We start from the raw sequence: 16,948 nt of genomic DNA, 5'->3' as shown, positions 1-16,948 counted from the left end.
GCATGTGCCAATGGTACAAACAGGCATGACCGAACAGAGACGGCGCTGGCCCGTCCCGCCGTCGCTCCTGGTCGGCCTCGCCCCGATGGTCGTCTTCGCCGCGATCAGTGCGTGGCGTGCACGACCGAGTGACGACTACCCGTCGCTCGGCCTGACGGTCGACAGCGTGGTGCGGGCCCTCGTCATCCCGGAGGGCCTCGCGGCGCTCGGGCTGGCCGTCGTCGTCACGGGGCTCGGCTGGTGGCGGATCGCGACGGTGGACCCGACCCGAGGACGTCCGCGGTGGACCTGGACCGCCCCGGCGTTGATCCTGGTCGTCTGCCTGGCACGACTGCCCCTGGTCGACTGGACCGCGCTGCCGTGGCACTACTTCGCGCTGCTCGGGGTCGGCGTGCTCTTCGTCGGGGTCTTCGAGGAGCTGATGACCCGCGGCGTGCTCCTCGTGGGGCTCCGTCGGCGACTGCCCGAGTTCGGCGTGTGGATCCTGTCGTGCGTGCTCTTCGGGCTGCTGCACCTGCTCAACGCCCTGGCCGGCGCCGGCATCGGCCCGACGCTCATCCAGGTCGTGTTCGCGGCGTCCTTCGGCTCCGTGCTGTACGTCGCCCGTCGGCTCACCGGGAACCTGCTCCTGCCGGTGCTCCTGCACGCGGTGTGGGACTTCGGTTCGATCGCGGTGTCGGCGACCTCGGACCGCGGCCTCGGCACGATCGCGTTCGCCGGGCTGATCGGGCTCCTGGCGTTCGCGGTGCTCGTGCTCGGGATCGTCGCCGGCGGCGTGATCGCGTGGCGGGACGACCGGCCCAGGCGGCTGCGGCGACGCTGGCGGGACGTGCCACCCAACGACGCCCCCGCCGACGCCCCCGTCAACGCCATGCCCGACGTGGCCCGGCCTGACGCAGCCCAGCCCGACGACGTCGCGGACCCGGCCCAGCCCGACCCGGCCCAGCCGGACGCGCGCCAACCCGTTCCGGACCGGTACGACCTGCGAGAGTCCACAGACACCCCGTCCGGTTCACCTTCCTGACGCTGGCCGTTCGCCGGACCGACACCGAGCCTCCTTACCGTCACACCGTTCTCGTCAGCAAATGACGGTCGGTACACAGAGAGGAGCGCCGCCCGCGTCCCGGGCGGCAACCACGCATGCGCACATCCGCACGCGCCGTGGCCACGGGGGCGACCGTCGCGGCGATCGCGACGTCCCTGGTCATCGGCACCCCGCTCGCGGCGACCGCCGCCGGCTACCCGAGCGACACCACCAAGCCGGACCTGACCTCGCTGCTCAGCGGCTACGACTCGTTCTGGAAGTCCAGCGGCGTCAACGACCTGCACGGCACGGTCCTGGACGCCGCGACGCTCGCGAAGAACGACGAGCTCGCCTCCTGGATCAACCAGAACGCGACGCCCGCGCAGCAGTTCCGGGCGCTGCAGGACTCCGAGTACAACAACGCCACGAACACCGCCTACGACCAGTCGTTCACGGTGTCGCAGGGCCTCGGCGCCGCGCTCGAGAAGATCTACGTCGACGGGCGCACCGACGGCGACCTCCCGCTGACCAGCGCGCTCATCAACAGCTCGAACGGCACCACCGGCGCGTACGTCAGCACCGGTGACGCGAAGGCGCACTACAGCTACCCGCGCCCGTACCTGCCGGCGACCACCACGGCGATGCTGCCCGCCGGCGACGACCAGACCGGGTGCGCGCCGACGAAGGTGAATGCCTCCTCGGTCACGCCGAACCGGGTCGGCAAGTCCTACGCCAGCGCCGACGGCACGCTCGACATCACCCGCGTCGCGCCGCAGACCGACACCACGAAGGAGTTCTCGCCGAACGACGTCGTCCTCGACGCCGGGTACGGCACGGCCGGCATCTGCACGGGCGGCTCCTACCCGAGCGGGCACACCACGACGGCGTACCAGGCCGGCATCACGCTCGCCACGCTCGTCCCCGAGCTCGCGCCGGAGATCCTCGCGCGCACCTCGGAGAACGGCAACGACCGGATCGTCCTCGGCGTGCACTACCCGCTCGACATCATCGGCGGCCGCATCGACGGTGAAGCGGCCCTCGCCGCCCGCTGGTCGGACACGGCGTACCGCACGGAGGTCCTCGAGCCGGCCCGCAAGGAGCTCGTCGACTACCTCGAGGCGAAGTGCGGCGACACGCTCGCGAACTGCATCGCGGCCGAGTCGCACTACGAGAACGACCCCTACGGCGGCAAGGCGATCCCGGGCGGCACCGCGCAGGTCATCACCGACCGTGCCTCGGCCGTCAAGGTCTACGAGGAGCGCATGACCTACGGCTTCGCGGCGACCGGCCAGACCGGCCTGGCACCGTCGGTGCCCGCCGGTGCGGAGAACCTCCTGCTCACCACCTTCCCGACGCTGACCGACGCGCAGCGCACCGCGGTGCTCGCGCAGACCGAGATCGCCTCGGGCTCCCCGCTCGACCAGTCCGGCACGTCGGCCGGTTCGTGGCAGCGCCTCGACCTCGCGGCCGCGACGAGCGCGACCGTCGCGGTCGCCTCGGACGGGTCCGTGCGGGTCGTCTCCACCGGCGGCACGGCGAAGGTCGTCACGGGCGTCCTCACCGCGCCGCACGGCACGAGCGTGCAGGCCGGCGCGGAGCTGGCCCTGGCCGGCACCGGCTTCACCGCGGGTGCGCGCTACCAGGTCGTGCTGCACAGCGACCCCGTCGTCGTCGGCACGCTCACCGCCGACGCCGCGGGTGACCTGTCCGGGAGCGTCACGATCCCCGCAGCGACCGCCGCAGGCTCGCACACGATCGACGTGGTCGACGCCACGGGCGCCTCCGCACTCGTCGACCCGCTGACGATCACGGTGACGGCAGCGGCCGCCACCGGCGGCACCGGTACCGGTTCCGGGACGGGCACCACCGTCGTCCCGACGACCGGCATCCACCTGCCCGTCGTCAGCGGCTGACGTTCCACCTCCGGCCGACCGGCGTGCACGTCACGTCGGTCGGCCGGTCCCGTCCCACCCGGCCTGGAGGCTCGTCTCGCCTCCGCCCCGCTCCTCCCAGAAAGACGGTCCCCACTTGCGCAAGCGCACACTCTGGACCTCCGTCAGCATCGCGGCGGCGGCCGTCGTCGCCGCGGGTGCACTCGCCGTCCCCCTGCTCGGGAGCACCCCGACGGCGCCGGTGGCCACGTCATCGGCGTCCGCGTCCGCCGCACCCGTCCCGTCGGTGCCGTCCGTCTCCGCCGCTGCCCTCGCCGCGCTGCCCGAGGCCCAGTACTCCGCCGTCATCGGCGGGCTGATGCCGTTCGGGCGCACGGTGACGACGGACACCGTCTTCCACCTGCGCGCCGACGCCCCGCTGTTCGGGTCGGACCGACGCGCGCCCGTCGCCCGCTTCGCTGCGAAGGACTTCCTCGAGCAGCCGACCACCGTCGTGGGGCTCCGCCGCGAGGGGCCGTGGGAACTCGTGTTCACCCCCGCGCGCCGGCAGCTGCCGTCCGCTGCCGGGACGGCCGGGGCCGCCGCGCAGACCTCGGCGTGGGTGCCGGTCGCCTCGCTGACGACCGTGTCGACGCCGACGTCGCGCGTGCGGATCTCCACGAAGGACCAGACCGTGTCGATCGTGACCGCGTCCGGAGCCGTCCAGAAGAGCTTCTCGGCCGGGGTCGGCACGGCGGACACCCCGACGCCGACCGGTGTGACGGGGTACCTCGAGCAGCGCTACGTCGACCCGACCCAGGGCACCGGCGACCACCCGATCCAGCTCACCTCGCTGCACTCTGCGGCGGCCGACGAGCCGTACGGCGGCCACGACGGCGGGCTCATCGGCATGCATTGGAACGCCGCGACCTCGGGTGCGGTCTCGCACGGGTGCGTCCGGCTCGACGCCGACGCCGTGGCCGCGATCGACGCCCTGCCGCTCGGCACCCTGGTGACGGTCGAGTAGCGCGCGCCGCGCGCCGCGCGGCGCGCGGCCGCGCGGCCGCGCCGCGCGCGCGTCAGCGCTTGCGCGCGACCGCGAAGACGCGGCGGAACGGGTAGACCGTGCCGTGCGCGCCCGCCGGGTACGCGTGCCGCAACCGCGCCGCGTAGGTGGACTCGAACTCCGACGTCAGCGCTCCGGACGGGTCGGCGGCATCGAGCGCGGCCAGTGCCGGCCGCAGCCCCGTTCCCCGGACCCAGTCGAGCACGGGGTCCTCACCATGCAGCAGCTGCGCGTACGTGGTCTCCCACGCCGACGCCCGGAAGCCGTTCGACTCGAACAGGTCCAGGTAGCCCGCCGGATCCAGCATCGGATCGGCCCGGAGCACGCCGGACAGCGCCGAGGCCCACGGCCCCTCCGCAGCGACCTCCCGCATCAGCGCGTGCGAGGGCGAGTCGAAGTTGCCGGGGACCTGCATCGCGAACCACGAGCCGGTCGGCATGGCGGCCAGCCACCCGGGCAGCAGTGCCGTGTGGGACGGGACCCACTGCAGCGCGGCGTTCGTGACCACGACGTCGTCCGACGCGGTGGGAGCCCAGTCCTCGATGGCGCCGCGCTCGAACGACAGGTTCGGGTACCGCGCCGCCAGCCCAGCGGCATCCGCCAGCATCTCGGCCGAGGAGTCCACCCCGACGACGCGGGCCGACGGCCAGCGCTCCGCGAGGGTGGCCGTGAGGGTCCCGGGACCGCAGCCCAGGTCGACGACGCGACGTGGGGCCTCCAGGCCGACCTGCGCGACCAGGTCGTGGAACGGACGCGATCGCTCGTCGCTGAACGCGGCGTACCGCGACGGGTCCCAGCGCACGCCTACATCTCGACTTCGACGGGCTCCGTGCGCACCAGCTCGTGGACGCCGGAGATGACCTCGCTCGGCCGGAACGGGTAGCGGTCGATCTCGGCCTGGTCGCTGATGCCGGTCATCACGAGGACCGTGTGCAGCCCGGCTTCGATGCCGGCCTGCACGTCGGTGTCCATCCGGTCGCCGATCATGCCGGTGTTCTCCGAGTGCGCGCCGATCCGGTTCATCGCCGAACGGAACATCATCGGGTTCGGCTTGCCGACGACGTAGGGCTGCTTGCCGGTGGCCTTCTCGATCATCGCGGCGATGGCGCCGGTGGCCGGCAGCACGCCCTCGGCGCTCGGGCCGGTCGCGTCCGGGTTCGTGACGATGAACCGGGCGCCGTCGCGGATCAGTCGGACGGCCTTGGTGATCGCCTCGAACGAGTAGTTCCGGGTCTCGCCGACGACCACGTAGTCGGGGGCGGTCTCGGTCATGATGAAGCCGGCCTCGTGCAGGGCCGTGGTCATGCCGGCCTCGCCGATGACGAACGCCGAGCCGCCGGGCATCTGGGACTTGCAGAAGTCCGCCGTGGCGAGCGCGCTCGTCCAGATGCGGTCCTCTGGCACCTCGATGCCGGACCAGCGGAGCCGGGCGCTGAGGTCGCGCGGCGTGAAGATGGAGTTGTTCGTGAGGACCAGGAACTCCGTGCCCTCGTCGAGCCACTGCTGGATCAGCTCCGGTGCTCCGGGCAGGGCCTGGTTCTCGTGCACGAGCACGCCGTCCATGTCCGTCAGCCAGCACTCGACCTCGTCGCGGGATGCCATGGCCTCACCCTAGTGCGCGCGCACGGCGGCCCGGCCCGGGGTCACCTCGGAAAGGGCCGGGAGGCTCCGATCGGCTCTTGCGCGCCGCTCGCGGACCCGAGATGGTCGAGACACCGAACGCCACTCGGCTTTGCCCTAGGCTTTTCGGGACACGTACCGCAACCAGGAGGCCACCCGTGCTCGTCGAACCCGGAAACCCGACCGTGCCACCCCGACCGGCCGCCGCCGAGGGTGCCGTCGAGGCGCCGCGACGCCGCCGGGGACGACCGAACGTCCTGAGCCGTGAGCAGGTGATCGATGCGGCCACGGTGATCGCGAACGAGGACGGGCTCGAGCGGCTGTCCTTCCGGGCACTCGGGCAACGGCTCGGGGTCGCGCCGATGACGGTGCACCGGACGATCGGCGGCCTCGACGACCTGCACGCCGAGATCGTCCGGCGCACCGTTGACGAGTTCGCGTCGACGTTCGTCTGGCCCTCGGAGTGGCAGGCGGTGGTGCGGACCTTCGCGACGACCTTCCGCGACCTGATGCGCACCCACCCGCTCGTGCTCGAGTCGCACAGCCGCCGCGGGCCGCTCGTCTCGGACGAGTCCGACGGCGTGGTCCGGACGGTGGTCGGCGCGCTCCGGACGGGCGGACTCCCCGACGCCGAGGCGATGTACGCGTTCTTCGTCGTGTACGACTTCGTGGTGGGGCACGCCGGGGTGCAGGTCGGTCGTGGCGACTCCGAAGCGGGGCGACCGGAGCGGCACGCGCTCGTCAGCGAGCTCGTCGGGGCGCACTCCTACGAGGACCGGTTCCAGCTCGGGCTCGACGTCCTGCTCGCCGGCATCGAGTCGCGCGTGCGCTGAGCGGACCTACCCTTGTCGGTGTGACCGACGAGCCCGCCCCCGCGCCCGCGCCCTCCCACGAGCGGACCACGCACGGTGTCGGTCCGCACCCGCGGCCGTGGCCCGCCGATCCCCGGCTCGACCCGGAGCTGCTGGAGCACGGCGACACCCGCAACGTCGTGGACCGCTACCGGTACTGGTCGATGGCGGCCATCGTCGCGGACCTCGACACGCGCCGGCACGGGTTCGACGTGGCGATCGAGAACTGGCAGCACGACCTCAACATCGGGTCGATCGTGCGCAGTGCGAACGCGTTCCTGGCCGGCACCGTGCACATCATCGGGCGTCGGCGCTGGAACCGGCGCGGGGCCATGGTCACCGACCGGTACCAGCACGTGCGGAACCACCCGGACGTGGCGTCGTTCCTGGCGGCGATGCGTGCCGAGGGCCGTCCGGTGATCGCGATCGACAACACCCCGGGCGCGTCGATGATCGAGACCGCCGAGGTGCCGGAGCGCTGCGTGTTCCTGTTCGGGCAAGAAGGCCCGGGGCTCACGGACGAGGCCGTCGCCGGCGCGGACGGGCACCTGGAGATCGCGCAGTACGGGTCGACGCGGAGCATCAACGCCTCGGCTGCGGCCGCCATCGTCATGCACACCTGGATCGTCCGGTACGCGGCGCCAGCACGCTGAGCCGCTTCCCGCCCGAGGCGCCTCCGGATGCTCGAGGCGCCGCAGGATCCGGCGGTGTCTCGAGCCGACGGGGGTGTCTCGGCCGCAGGGCGGTGCCGCGCCACGCGCGCAGCCGGGCGTGCGTGGCGGAGGTGCGCCGGGCCTCCTGGCCGGGTGGGTGTCAGCGCCTGGCGGTCGTGCGCCGGGCGACCAGGCGGGGCTCCACCAGGGTCTCCGTCGCCGGGGAGTCCGGATCGGCGATCCGGGCGAGCAGGCGCTCCCCGGAGCCGCGGCCGATCTCGACGCTGCGGTCGTCGATGCTCGTGAGTCCGACGTACCGGGTGGCGGCGATCGGGGTGTCGTCGTAGCCGATCACCGAGACGTCCTCGGGGACGCGGAGCCCGCGCTCGGCGAGGGACGACATCGCGCCGAGCGCCATCACGTCGTTCGCCCCGAAGACCGCGGTCACCTCGGGATGCTCGTCGAACAGGGTGGTGGCGGCACGGGAGCCGGCGTCCTCGGTGAGTTCCCCCGGCAGGGTGGACACGTGCACGGTGCCCGCTTCGCCGACGCCCGCGCGGAACCCGGCGAGGCGTTCCGTTGCGGCGGCCGAACGGGCGCCGACGAACCCGAGCTGCGTGTGGCCGAGGCCGAGGAGGTGTTCCGCGGCCATCCGGCCTCCGGCGCGGTCGTCGTTCGCCACGGTGTCCGCACGGGGGATCGAGACCCGGCCGCCGGCGATGACGAGGGGTGTGGACGCGGGGATCGCGAGGTCGGTGTCGGGCTCGCCCGCGATGACGATGCCCTCGACGCGCATGGAGAGGAAGCCCTCGACCGGGGAGACGTCGAGGCCCGTGTTGAGGAACCGGTCCGCGACGACCAGGCGGTGGCCCTGGTCCTGCAGCGCCTCGCGCAGGCCGGTCAGCAGATCGACGAACCACTGGTTGCGGAAGTCGTCGAGCACGACGCCGATCGTCCGGCTGCGGGTGCCCGCGAGCGAGACCGCTGCGGTGGAGGGTCGGTAGTCGAGTTCCTGGATCGCCGTGAGGACGGCCGCCCGACGCTGTTCGCTCACGCGCGGGGAGCGCTGCAGCACGAGCGAGACGAGCGACTTCGACACCCCCGCCCGGGCAGCGACGTCGTAGATCGTCGCGGGTTTCGCGTCTCCCATTGTCAGCATCGACCTCCGGCTTGCGTCCCCCGATCGTAGCGGGACGGGCCTGGGGTGCGGTGTCAGTCGCGCGGGTGGCCGAGGGGCATGTCCGCCATGCCGCCGCCCAGGTGGTCCATGTCCTCGGGCGGGAGCGCCGCGCGCTCGTCGGCGTCGAGCACGGCGGACGCGTCGTCGACGGGGTGGAAGCCGATCCGTTCGCCGGCCGCGTGGTCCGCGGGCGTGCCGCTGTTCCGCGACACCGCCCACACGACGTGGTGCCCGGGGTCGGTGAGTGCCACCGTGGCCGACACCAGGCGTGTCAGGTCGTCGGGCGAGCTCCACATCAGCAGTGCCCGCCGGGAGTCCGGACGGATCCCGAAGGCGCCGATGCGCGCGGAGACGATCGACATCGCGTACCGGTCGGCGAACAGGCTGCCGAGGAGCTCCATCGCCGCCTTCGTCACGCCGTAGTACGTGTCCGGGCGGGGGATCCGGTCGCCGGGGACGCTGCCCGGTGCGGCGGTGTCCTCGGGGACACGGCCGACGGCGTGGATCGACGAGGCCTGCAGGACGCGGAGCACCCCGGCTGCGGCAGCGGCCTCGAGGACGTTCTTCGTCCCGGTGACGTTGGCGTCGAGGAGCGCTTCCCAGGTGTCCTCGGTCGGGATGCCCGCCAGGTGCACGATCGTGTCGACGCCGGGCAGTGCGGCCTCGAGCGCGGCGCGGTCGTTCACCGACCCGGGGACGAACCGTTCGCGGGTCCCGACGGGTGGGTCCGGCGGCCGCTCGTCGAGCAGCACGAGGTCGTGTCCGGCGTCGAGCAGCCGGGGGCGCAGCGCCGTCGCGATGCGTCCGGCCGCTCCGGTGATGAGCAGCGTCGCCATGTCCGCGACGGTACGCGCGGGGCGGCGTGCGCGCGCGGCGCCGCGCCCCGGCCGCGGTGCCGACGGGGTTCGCACAACCGAAAGCACTCCGCACCATGGGATCCCGTGGTTCGGAGTGCTTTCGGTTGTGCGGCGGTGACGCGGACGCCAGCCCGCCCGCCCGCCGGCGCCCGCGCTACCCGATCAGGCTCGGGCGCAGGTCGCGCAGCGTCCGGGAGCGGCCCTGGCGGGCGGCCACCACGAAGGTGACCAGCAGCGCGCCGAGCAACCAGCACGCGAGCACCCCCGCGTCCGACCACGCCGCACCCGCGGACCCGCCGTACATCGTCTGCCGCAGGGCGTCGACGGAGTACGTCATCGGCAGCGCGAAGTGCAGCGCCGCCAGCGGCCCGGGGAGCGTCTGCCAGGGGAACGTGCCACCGGCGGTGACGAGCTGCACCAGCATGAGCACCAGGCCGAGGAACTGTCCGACGGACCCGAGCAGCACGTTGAGCGCCATCAGCACCGCCGCGAACGTCGCCGACGCCAGCACCATCGCCCCGATCGTCGCCCCGGCGTGCACCACGTTCAGGTCGAGCGCGAACCGCACGATGAAGAACAGCGCCACCATCTGCACGATGCCGAGGAGCACCGGCGTGAGCCAGCCTCCGAGGACGATCGACAGCGGCTTCCGCACGGCCGTGATCGCCCGCTTCGAGATCGGCTTGAGGATGAGGAACAGCGCGTACATGCCGATCCAGGCCGCGAGCGAGATGAAGAACGGCGCTAGACCGGCCCCGTAGTTGTCCGCAGCGGCCACGTTGTCGTCGCCGACCTTCACGGGGTTCGAGATCACGGACGCCTGCGATTCGCGCTCGGACGCGCTCGATGCCGGGATCTTCGTCCGGCCGTCGTCGAGCTTCGACTCGAGCGTGGAGGCACCGGACGACAGTGTGTGCAGCCCGCTCGCCAGCGACTTCGCGCCGTCGTCCGCCGAAGCGGTCCCGCTGGCCAGGGTCGCTGCGCCGTTCGACAGTGTCGGCGCGGCGGCGGCGAGCGTCGCGGTGCCGGACGCCACCTGGGACGCCCCGCTCGACAGCGTGGACGCACCGGTGGCCGCGGAGGAGATGCCGTTGGTCAGTTCGGGTGCTGCGGCAGCGAGCTTCCCGGTGCCGGCGGCGAGTGCGTCCGACCCGTCGGAGAGCTGCTGGACGCCCGACGTCAGCTTCGGCGCGGCGGTGGCGAGCTTCGACGCGCCGTCGGACACCTGCGCACTGCCGGTCTGCAGCTTGCCGAGCGCCGACGACAGGGTGGAACCGCCGGTCCCGAGCTGCGCGCTCTGCTGCTGGAGCGTGTCCAGGGTGGCGAGGAGGCGGGTCTTCTCGTCCGCCGTCAGGACGGTCGACGTCTCCACGACGGGCTTCAGGGTGGCGACGAGGTCCGGCGAGTCGGCAGCGAGCTGTTCGACACCGTCGATGAGCGGCTGCGCGTCCGTCGCGAGCGTCGCGTTGCCGGAGGCCACCGCCGCCGCACCCGTGGCGAGCTTCTCCGTGTCGGCGGGCAGGGTCGCGGTCTGGTCGCGCAGGTCGTGCAGCCCGCTCTGCAGCTTCGTGGCCCCGTCGTTCAGCTGCGCGGTCTGCGACGGCAGTGACGCCGTGGACTGCTGCAGGGTCGACAGACCGGAGGACAGCGAGCCGGCACCCGTCGCGACCTGCTGCGCCCCGTCGTTCAGCTTCGTCGTCTGCGCCGGGAGGTCGGCGGTGCCCGATGCGAGCTTCGCGGCGCCGGCCTTGAGCTGCGTCGTCCCGGAAGCGAGCTGGTCGGCGCCGTTGGACGCCGTCGTCGCCCCGGACGCCAGCTCCCCGGCTCCGTCGACCGCGTCGCCGAGGCTGTCCCGCACGTCGGCGAGCCCGACGAGCAGGGTCTTCGCCGCCTTCTTCCCGACCTGTTCGGCGACGGCGGTGCGCATGGTCTTGCCCGCCTGCTCCGCGATGGTCGATGCGAGGTACGAGTTCGTGTCCGCCGTCGTCATCACGAGTTCGGCGCGCTTCGGGTCGTTCGTCTGCGCCGACACCAGGGACTCCGAGAAGTCGTGCGGGATCGTCACGACGAAGTCGTAGGTGCCGTTCCGGACACCCGACCGGGCATCGGCCGCGGTGGTCGTCGACCACTTGAAGTCGGCGCCGTCGATCGCGCGCTTCGTGACGTCCTTGCCGTAGTTCACGGTGTCGCCGTCGAGGGTCGCCCCGGCGTCCTGGTTCACGATGGCCGCTGGGACCTGGTCGAGCTTGGCGTACGGGTCGCGGTTGGCCCAGAGGTACGCACCGCCGTAGAGCAGCGGGACGACCATGAGCGCGATGAACGCCAGGCGGGCGAGCGGGGTCGCGGTGAGGCGCGCGAGTTCGGCGCGGACGAGCGAGGTGGTGGTCACGAGCGGGTCTCCAGGGGAGCGGTTGCGTCGGTTGCGGTGTCGGCCTGGAGGCCCGGTGCGGGCTCCGTGGGCCGGGTCGCGTCGTCGGGACCCTCGGGTTCGGACGTGCCCTCGGCGGGCAGGTCGTCGGTCGGTGCGGGGATGGTCGCCAGCAGGCGCTCCGCGGTCTCCGCCGCGGCCTTCGACGTGACGAGCAGCACGGTCACCCCGCGCTGCGCGACGTCGCGGACGACGGCGAACCAGCTCTCGACGGAGCCGCCGTGGCGCTCCGGGGAGGTGATCACGAGGCCGGTGACGCCGTCCCGGAGCAGGGCGAGCTCGACGAGCAGCCGGACCCGGACGTCGGTGGGGACACGCTGCACGGCGGTGTCGGCGTAGGCGCTCATGCCGAGCTCGTCGAGCACCGTGTCGACGTGCTCGCGCGACGGACGCTGCTCGGCGAACGCGAGCTCTTCGCGCACGATGCGCCGGAGCGTCATCACCGGGAACGGCTCGGCGACGCCGGGGGTGTCCACGAGCGCGAACGAGCGGCGGAGCGCAGCGGGGTCGTCGTGCCCGTCGAGCAGCACCCTCCCGCGTTCGGGCTTCATCCGGCCACCGGCCACCAGGGACGCGAGCACGGGTGCCTGTTCGGTCTCGACGGCGACGATGCCCGGGCGGTGCGGCCCGGCGACGGCGGAGACGATGGGCAGGGCGGCTCCTGGTTCGTCGCCGATCCCGGCGGTGTCGATCTCGAGCGTGCTCATGCTGGTGCTCCCTGGGCGGGGTCGGCGGGGTCGGTGAGTGCGGCGGTACGCCAGTCGATGCCGGCCATCCCCAGTGCGGAGAGGACGACCATGCGCCGGCCGGCCCCGTCCGGGGTGCCGGAGCGGGTGGCTTCGTCGAGGACGGCGATGCACGCGCCCTCGACCAGGCGTCCGAGTGTGGCCGCGTCGACGTCCGAGCGCATCGAACCGTCCGCGATCCCGAGTGCGCACGCGTCGCGGACCTGGGCCCGGAGCGGCGCGAAGACCTGCGCAACGGATTCCCCGTAGGGGCTGCGGACGGCGATGCGGGCCATCGAGCGGACGTGGGAGACCTCGGACCAGAGCGTGACGGCGATGGCCGCGATGCGCGCTGCCGGGGGCAGTCCGCCGAGGTCGGTCGGGGTCGGCATGGCCGCCGCGACCCGGGCGGCGCCCGAGGTGACGACGGCACGGACCAGGTCGTCGCGGGAGGGGAAGTGGCCGTAGACCGCGCGGCGGGAGAGTCCGGCTTCGGCCGCGATCGTCTCGAGCGAGGCGTCCGGATCCCGCTGCAGCACGGTCTTCGCCGCGTCGATCAGGGCAGCACGGTTCTCGGTCGCGTCACGTCGTGGCGCGCGTTGGGGTGTCTCGGAGGTGCGCACGCCCCCATCGTAATAACCTGCACAGCGGTGTGCAAGTTAGATCGTGGTCGTCAGTGACCGCTCTGGCGACGCGTCCGGTCGCGCCGCATGAGGACCCACTGCGCGATCAGCAGGACGCCGATGCCCACCGGGATCCACACCGGGACGGCGCCGGTCGACAGGAGTGGTCCGACGACGAGCCCCAGGACGATGCACAGGACGGCGATGACGAGGACGGTCGTCTCGCTCGGAGTGGTGTTCTTCATGGTGTTCCCTTCGTGTCCGTCGCGTCGATCACGGCTCATGTCAGCACCATCTCGCCCACGGATGGCCGATTCCACACGAGCGCTCAGACTTCGGGGTACACCCCCGAACGGGGGTGGTCCGCACAAGTGCCGACTGCCGTTGCTGTACGGCCGCCCATAGGTTCAGAGGAATTTCTCAACTTCGGCCGAGCAGGAGCGCATCCGTGCAGCATCACCCGAAACGAGCACCATCCGTCATCGTGTCCATCGTCGCCGCCGCGGCCCTCGCCACCGGAGGTCTCGCCTTCGGGGGAGCGGCTTCGGCAGCGCCGGCCGGTGTCGGCTCCGCGGACCTGAAGCTCTCCGCCCCGCTCCGGACCGCGAAGCCGCAGACGACCATCGCCGCCTTCGTCCGGACTGCGGGCGAAGGTGCACTCGCCGTGGACGCGAAGGCGAAGGGCGGCGACCTCACGAAGTCGAAGACCCCGTCGAGTGCCGCGAAGCAGCGGGTCTCGGCGATCCGGTCGACCACGACGGACGTCCGCGAGGCCGTGCAGTCCGCCGACGGCGACGCGACCGAGCTCTACACGACCGAGTACACCGTGCCCGGCGTGGCCGTCGTCGCCGACGTCGCCGCGCTCCGGGAGATCGCGGAACGCTCCGACGTCGAGAGCATCATCCCGCTCACCCCGAAAAAGATCGTCGACCCGAGCGTCAGCGACAGCGCCGACGCCGCCCCGAGCGGTGTCGACCCGGACGCCGTGCAGCCGGGCGCCGACGGCGTCAGCCCGAAGAACGCGGCCAGCGACGTCTACACGCGCTCCCTCGACGCGTGGCAGCAGACCGGGCACACCGGCAAGGGCGTGAACGTCGCCGTCCTGGACACCGGCCTCGACTACACCCAGGCGGACTTCGGCGGCCCCGGCACCGCGGCGGCGTACCAGCAGGCGCTCGCCAGCACGAGTGCTCCGGCAGCGGGTTCGTACGACCCCGAGAAGTTCCTCGGCGGCTACGACTTCGCCGGTGCGACCTACAACGCCGACCCGAGCGACCCCGCGTACGACCCGACGCCCGCGCCCGACGCGAACCCCATCGACGGCAAGGGCGGCGACCACGGCACGCACGTTTCCGGCACGATCGCCGGGTACGGGCTCGACGCCGACAAGCAGACCTTCGACGGCAACTACCAGAAGCTGACCACCGAGCAGGTCCAGGACATGTGGATCGGTCCGGGCACCGCCCCGGAGGCGGGTCTCTACGCCCTCAAGGTCTTCGGTGACGGCGGCGGCTCGACCGACCTCACCGGTGCCGCGCTCGACTGGGTCGGCCAGGCCCTGACCGAGGGGAAGGACATCAACGTCCTGAACCTGTCGCTCGGCTCCGACTACGGCGCACCGGACGACCCCGACAACGCGAAGATCGACGCGCTCACCGCACGCGGTGTCCTGCCCGTGATCGCCTCGGGCAACGCCGACGACTTCACCGACATCGGCGGCTCGCCCGGCAACGCCGAGGGCGCCCTGACGGTCGCCGCGAGCGCCACCGGCCAGAGCCTCTACGACGGTGTCCAGGCGACCGCCCCTGCGGACGTCGCGAAGACCTGGCGTGCGCAGTACTCGCAGAACTACCAGGGCGAGCTGCCGGTGGAGGGCGACGTCGTCGTCCCCACGACGAACGTCGACGGCTGCGCCGCGTTCAGCGCTGACGAGGCCGCGAAGATCGCCGGCAAGGTGGTCTGGCTCAAGTGGACCGACGCCGCGCTCGAGTGCGGCTCCGGTGTGCGCTTCACCAACGTCGAGGCCGCCGGCGGTGTCGGCGTCCTGCTCGCCGGGACGATCAACACCTTCGATTCCGGCATCGCCGGCAACGCGACCATCCCGGGTGCCGAGCTGACCGCGGACAGTGTGTCGAGCCTCCAGTCCGCTGCCCAGGCCGGGACGCTGCACGTGCGCTTCGCCGACGAGCTCAAGGGCTTCGAGCTCGCCACCGACGCCGAGGCGGTGAACACGCTCGCGCAGTTCACCAGCCGGGGTGTCCACGGTTCGTACGACGACATCGTCAAGCCGGACATCGCCGGCCCCGGGGTCAACGTGATCTCCGCGGCCAACGGCACCGGCGACGGCCGCCTCTCGATGAGCGGCACGTCGATGGCGACACCGGACGTGGCGGGCATCGCCGCACTGACGTTCCAGTCGCACCCGACCTGGTCGGCCCCGGACGTCAAGGCGACCCTGATGAACACCGCGACGCACGACGTGCTCGACGGTGACGGCAACGCGACCCTGCTGCGGCAGGGGACCGGTCGTGTCGACGCGCTCCAGGCGGTCACGGCCGGCACCACGGTGCGGAGCATCGAGAACGACCAGCTCGTCACGGCGTCCTTCGGCGTCGTCGAGGTCGCATCGCCGACCACCGAGAAGCGCACCCTGCAGATCAAGAACACCGACGGTCGGCCGCACACCTACGACGTGGCCTACGAGTCGCGCGTGGCCCAGGCCGGCGTCGCGTTCTCGGTCGACAAGAAGCGCGTCACGGTCGTCCCGCACGGCACCGCCACGGTCACCCTGACGATGCGGATCGCCGACCCGACGAAGATCGGCCGCACGATCGACCCCACCCAGGAGTCGACCGAGCTGGGCTACCAGCGCGAGTTCGTCTCGGCGGCCACCGGCCTGGTGACCTTCACGCCGACGGACAAGAAGCTCAACCCGCTGCGACTCGGCACCTACGCCGCGCCGAAGCCGGTGAGCGCCGTGCACGGTTCGGACGTGACCTTCCCGGCCTCCGCGACGACCGCGGACATCGCGCTCGCCGGACGCGGTGTGACCGGTGCGCTCGTGGCACCGTTCGTGCTCGGTGGGACGGACCCGCAGGAGTCGTTCCCGGACGGCTCGGCGAAGCAGTCGCTGCAGGCCGCCGACATCCGTGCCTACGGCGCGAACGTCGCCGACGGCACGCTCGCGTTCGGTGTGCAGACCGCCGGTCCTGACGCCAACCCCGGCGCCGTGACCAACGTCGAGGTGCTCATCGACGCCGACCGCGACGGCACGCCGGACTACCTGGTGTACGACGCGAAGTCGGCGACGGTGGACGCGACGTTCGCGACCACGATCGACCTGGCCACCGGCAAGACGCTCGACTCGCAGCCGCTGAACGGCGGGGCGCCCGGACAGGACGTCAACACGTTCGACAGCGCGGTGAAGGTCCTGACCGTCTCGCAGCAGGCGATCGGCGTCACCGGTGCGTTCGACTACTCGGTGACCACCGAGTCGTCGTACGCCCCGGCCCTCGCGACGAGCGGCTCGTACGTGGTGGACGACACCGCGACGGCGACGTTCGACCCGTCCGCGCCGGCGCTGTCCTTCGGGACGAGCGTGCTGCACCCGGACAGCGGCTCGCTCCAGGTGACGCGAGCGGCTGCCACGTCGAACGCTCGGGTGCTGCTCCTGCACCTGCACAACGCCGCGGGCGACCAGGCGGACACGGTCAGCGCGACCGTGGCCGCGCCGGTCGTGACGCTCCGCGAGGGCAGTGCCGTCACGGTCTCCGGTGTCACGAAGGTCGGCAAGAAGCTGACCGGGCACCCCGGCTCGTGGGACGCCCGTGGGGTCCGGTACTCGTACCAGTGGCTCCGGGACGGTGCGGTCGTCAAGGGCGCCACGTCGGCGACGTACGAGCTCGGCTCCTCGGACGCGGGTCACCGCTTCCAGGTCCGGGTGACCGCGTCGGCGAAGGGGTACCAGGACGGCACCGCGACGTCGGCGGCCACCGCGAAGGTGACCAAGCGGTAGGCGTCGGAGATGCGTCACACGGATAGGTAGTTAGG

Annotated in this window: 14 protein-coding genes; 6 read left to right on the top strand and 8 right to left on the bottom strand. The window is 72.4% G+C overall.

The window, feature by feature from the left end; translation table 11 throughout:
- Positions 1-25 precede the first annotated feature (25 nt).
- The 3 genes from ACIPJY_RS05405 to ACIPJY_RS05395 all read left to right on the top strand — a co-directional run bounded on the left by ACIPJY_RS05405 (position 26) and on the right by ACIPJY_RS05395 (position 3,922).
- Complete coding sequence (locus ACIPJY_RS05405) at positions 26-1,024, top strand: type II CAAX prenyl endopeptidase Rce1 family protein (RefSeq protein WP_400463356.1); 999 nt, start codon at positions 26-28, stop codon at positions 1,022-1,024.
- A 116-nt stretch (positions 1,025-1,140) separates the two neighbouring features.
- Complete coding sequence (locus ACIPJY_RS05400; protein WP_400463354.1) at positions 1,141-2,937, top strand: phosphatase PAP2 family protein; 1,797 nt, start codon at positions 1,141-1,143, stop codon at positions 2,935-2,937.
- 115 nt (positions 2,938-3,052) lie between these two features.
- Complete coding sequence (locus tag ACIPJY_RS05395) at positions 3,053-3,922, top strand: L,D-transpeptidase (RefSeq protein WP_400463351.1); 870 nt, start codon at positions 3,053-3,055, stop codon at positions 3,920-3,922.
- Between the two features lie 52 nt (positions 3,923-3,974).
- On the opposite strand, the gene ACIPJY_RS05390 is transcribed toward ACIPJY_RS05395, so the two are convergent.
- Together ACIPJY_RS05390 and ACIPJY_RS05385 are read right to left on the bottom strand one after the other, a co-directional pair.
- Positions 3,975-4,763, bottom strand: a complete 789-nt coding sequence (locus tag ACIPJY_RS05390; RefSeq protein WP_400463349.1) for a trans-aconitate 2-methyltransferase — start codon at positions 4,761-4,763, stop codon at positions 3,975-3,977.
- Positions 4,764-4,765: 2 nt separating this feature from the next.
- Positions 4,766-5,563 carry an HAD-IIA family hydrolase gene (locus tag ACIPJY_RS05385; RefSeq protein WP_400463347.1) on the bottom strand — a complete coding sequence of 266 codons (798 nt, stop codon included), beginning with the start codon at positions 5,561-5,563 and terminating at the stop codon, positions 4,766-4,768.
- 176 nt (positions 5,564-5,739) lie between these two features.
- On the opposite strand from ACIPJY_RS05385, the gene ACIPJY_RS05380 reads away from it, so the two are divergent.
- A complete protein-coding gene (locus ACIPJY_RS05380; protein WP_400463344.1) occupies positions 5,740-6,414 on the top strand; it encodes a TetR/AcrR family transcriptional regulator C-terminal domain-containing protein in 675 nt (224 codons plus the stop codon).
- Between the two features lie 20 nt (positions 6,415-6,434).
- Positions 6,435-7,085 carry a TrmH family RNA methyltransferase gene (locus tag ACIPJY_RS05375; protein ID WP_400463341.1) on the top strand — a complete coding sequence of 217 codons (651 nt, stop codon included), beginning with the start codon at positions 6,435-6,437 and terminating at the stop codon, positions 7,083-7,085.
- Between the two features lie 160 nt (positions 7,086-7,245).
- On the opposite strand, the gene ACIPJY_RS05370 is transcribed toward ACIPJY_RS05375, so the two are convergent.
- The 6 genes from ACIPJY_RS05370 to ACIPJY_RS05345 form a co-directional block, all read right to left on the bottom strand.
- Positions 7,246-8,235, bottom strand: a complete 990-nt coding sequence (locus tag ACIPJY_RS05370) for a LacI family DNA-binding transcriptional regulator (protein ID WP_400463338.1) — start codon at positions 8,233-8,235, stop codon at positions 7,246-7,248.
- A 62-nt stretch (positions 8,236-8,297) separates the two neighbouring features.
- Positions 8,298-9,101, bottom strand: coding sequence for an NAD-dependent epimerase/dehydratase family protein (locus ACIPJY_RS05365; protein WP_400463335.1), 804 nt, complete (start codon positions 9,099-9,101; stop codon positions 8,298-8,300).
- Between the two features lie 175 nt (positions 9,102-9,276).
- Positions 9,277-11,511, bottom strand: a complete 2,235-nt coding sequence (locus tag ACIPJY_RS05360) for a YhgE/Pip family protein (RefSeq protein WP_400463332.1) — start codon at positions 11,509-11,511, stop codon at positions 9,277-9,279.
- Positions 11,508-12,257 (bottom strand): hypothetical protein, encoded by a 750-nt coding sequence (locus ACIPJY_RS05355; protein ID WP_400463330.1) that lies wholly within the window; start codon positions 12,255-12,257, stop codon positions 11,508-11,510. The genes ACIPJY_RS05360 and ACIPJY_RS05355 overlap by 4 nt, the downstream gene beginning before the upstream one ends.
- A complete protein-coding gene (locus tag ACIPJY_RS05350) occupies positions 12,254-12,898 on the bottom strand; it encodes a TetR/AcrR family transcriptional regulator (RefSeq protein WP_400463327.1) in 645 nt (214 codons plus the stop codon). The genes ACIPJY_RS05355 and ACIPJY_RS05350 overlap by 4 nt, the downstream gene beginning before the upstream one ends.
- Positions 12,899-12,948: 50 nt before the next feature.
- Positions 12,949-13,143, bottom strand: coding sequence for a hypothetical protein (locus ACIPJY_RS05345; RefSeq protein ID WP_400463325.1), 195 nt, complete (start codon positions 13,141-13,143; stop codon positions 12,949-12,951).
- Between the two features lie 239 nt (positions 13,144-13,382).
- On the opposite strand from ACIPJY_RS05345, the gene ACIPJY_RS05340 reads away from it, so the two are divergent.
- On the top strand, positions 13,383-16,913 hold the full coding sequence (locus ACIPJY_RS05340; RefSeq protein WP_400463323.1) for a S8 family serine peptidase: 3,531 nt from the start codon (positions 13,383-13,385) through the stop codon (positions 16,911-16,913).
- The last annotated feature ends 35 nt before the right edge of the window (positions 16,914-16,948 follow it).

The sequence above is a fragment of the Curtobacterium sp. NPDC090223 genome (assembly GCF_044746585.1).
GTDB lineage: Bacteria > Actinomycetota > Actinomycetes > Actinomycetales > Microbacteriaceae > Curtobacterium.
The sequence above is the reverse complement of the archived record's forward strand: the minus strand, read 5'-3'. Positions and strand labels throughout refer to the sequence as shown.

Coding starts and splice junctions, on each gene's coding strand:
- ACIPJY_RS05405 (WP_400463356.1), top strand. CDS start 26: ATGACCGAACAGAGACGGCGCTGGCCCGTCCCGCCGTCGCTCCTGGTC.
- ACIPJY_RS05400 (WP_400463354.1), top strand. CDS start 1,141: ATGCGCACATCCGCACGCGCCGTGGCCACGGGGGCGACCGTCGCGGCG.
- ACIPJY_RS05385 (WP_400463347.1), bottom strand. CDS start 5,563: ATGGCATCCCGCGACGAGGTCGAGTGCTGGCTGACGGACATGGACGGC.
- ACIPJY_RS05370 (WP_400463338.1), bottom strand. CDS start 8,235: ATGGGAGACGCGAAACCCGCGACGATCTACGACGTCGCTGCCCGGGCG.
- ACIPJY_RS05365 (WP_400463335.1), bottom strand. CDS start 9,101: ATGGCGACGCTGCTCATCACCGGAGCGGCCGGACGCATCGCGACGGCG.
- ACIPJY_RS05355 (WP_400463330.1), bottom strand. CDS start 12,257: ATGAGCACGCTCGAGATCGACACCGCCGGGATCGGCGACGAACCAGGA.
- ACIPJY_RS05345 (WP_400463325.1), bottom strand. CDS start 13,143: ATGAAGAACACCACTCCGAGCGAGACGACCGTCCTCGTCATCGCCGTC.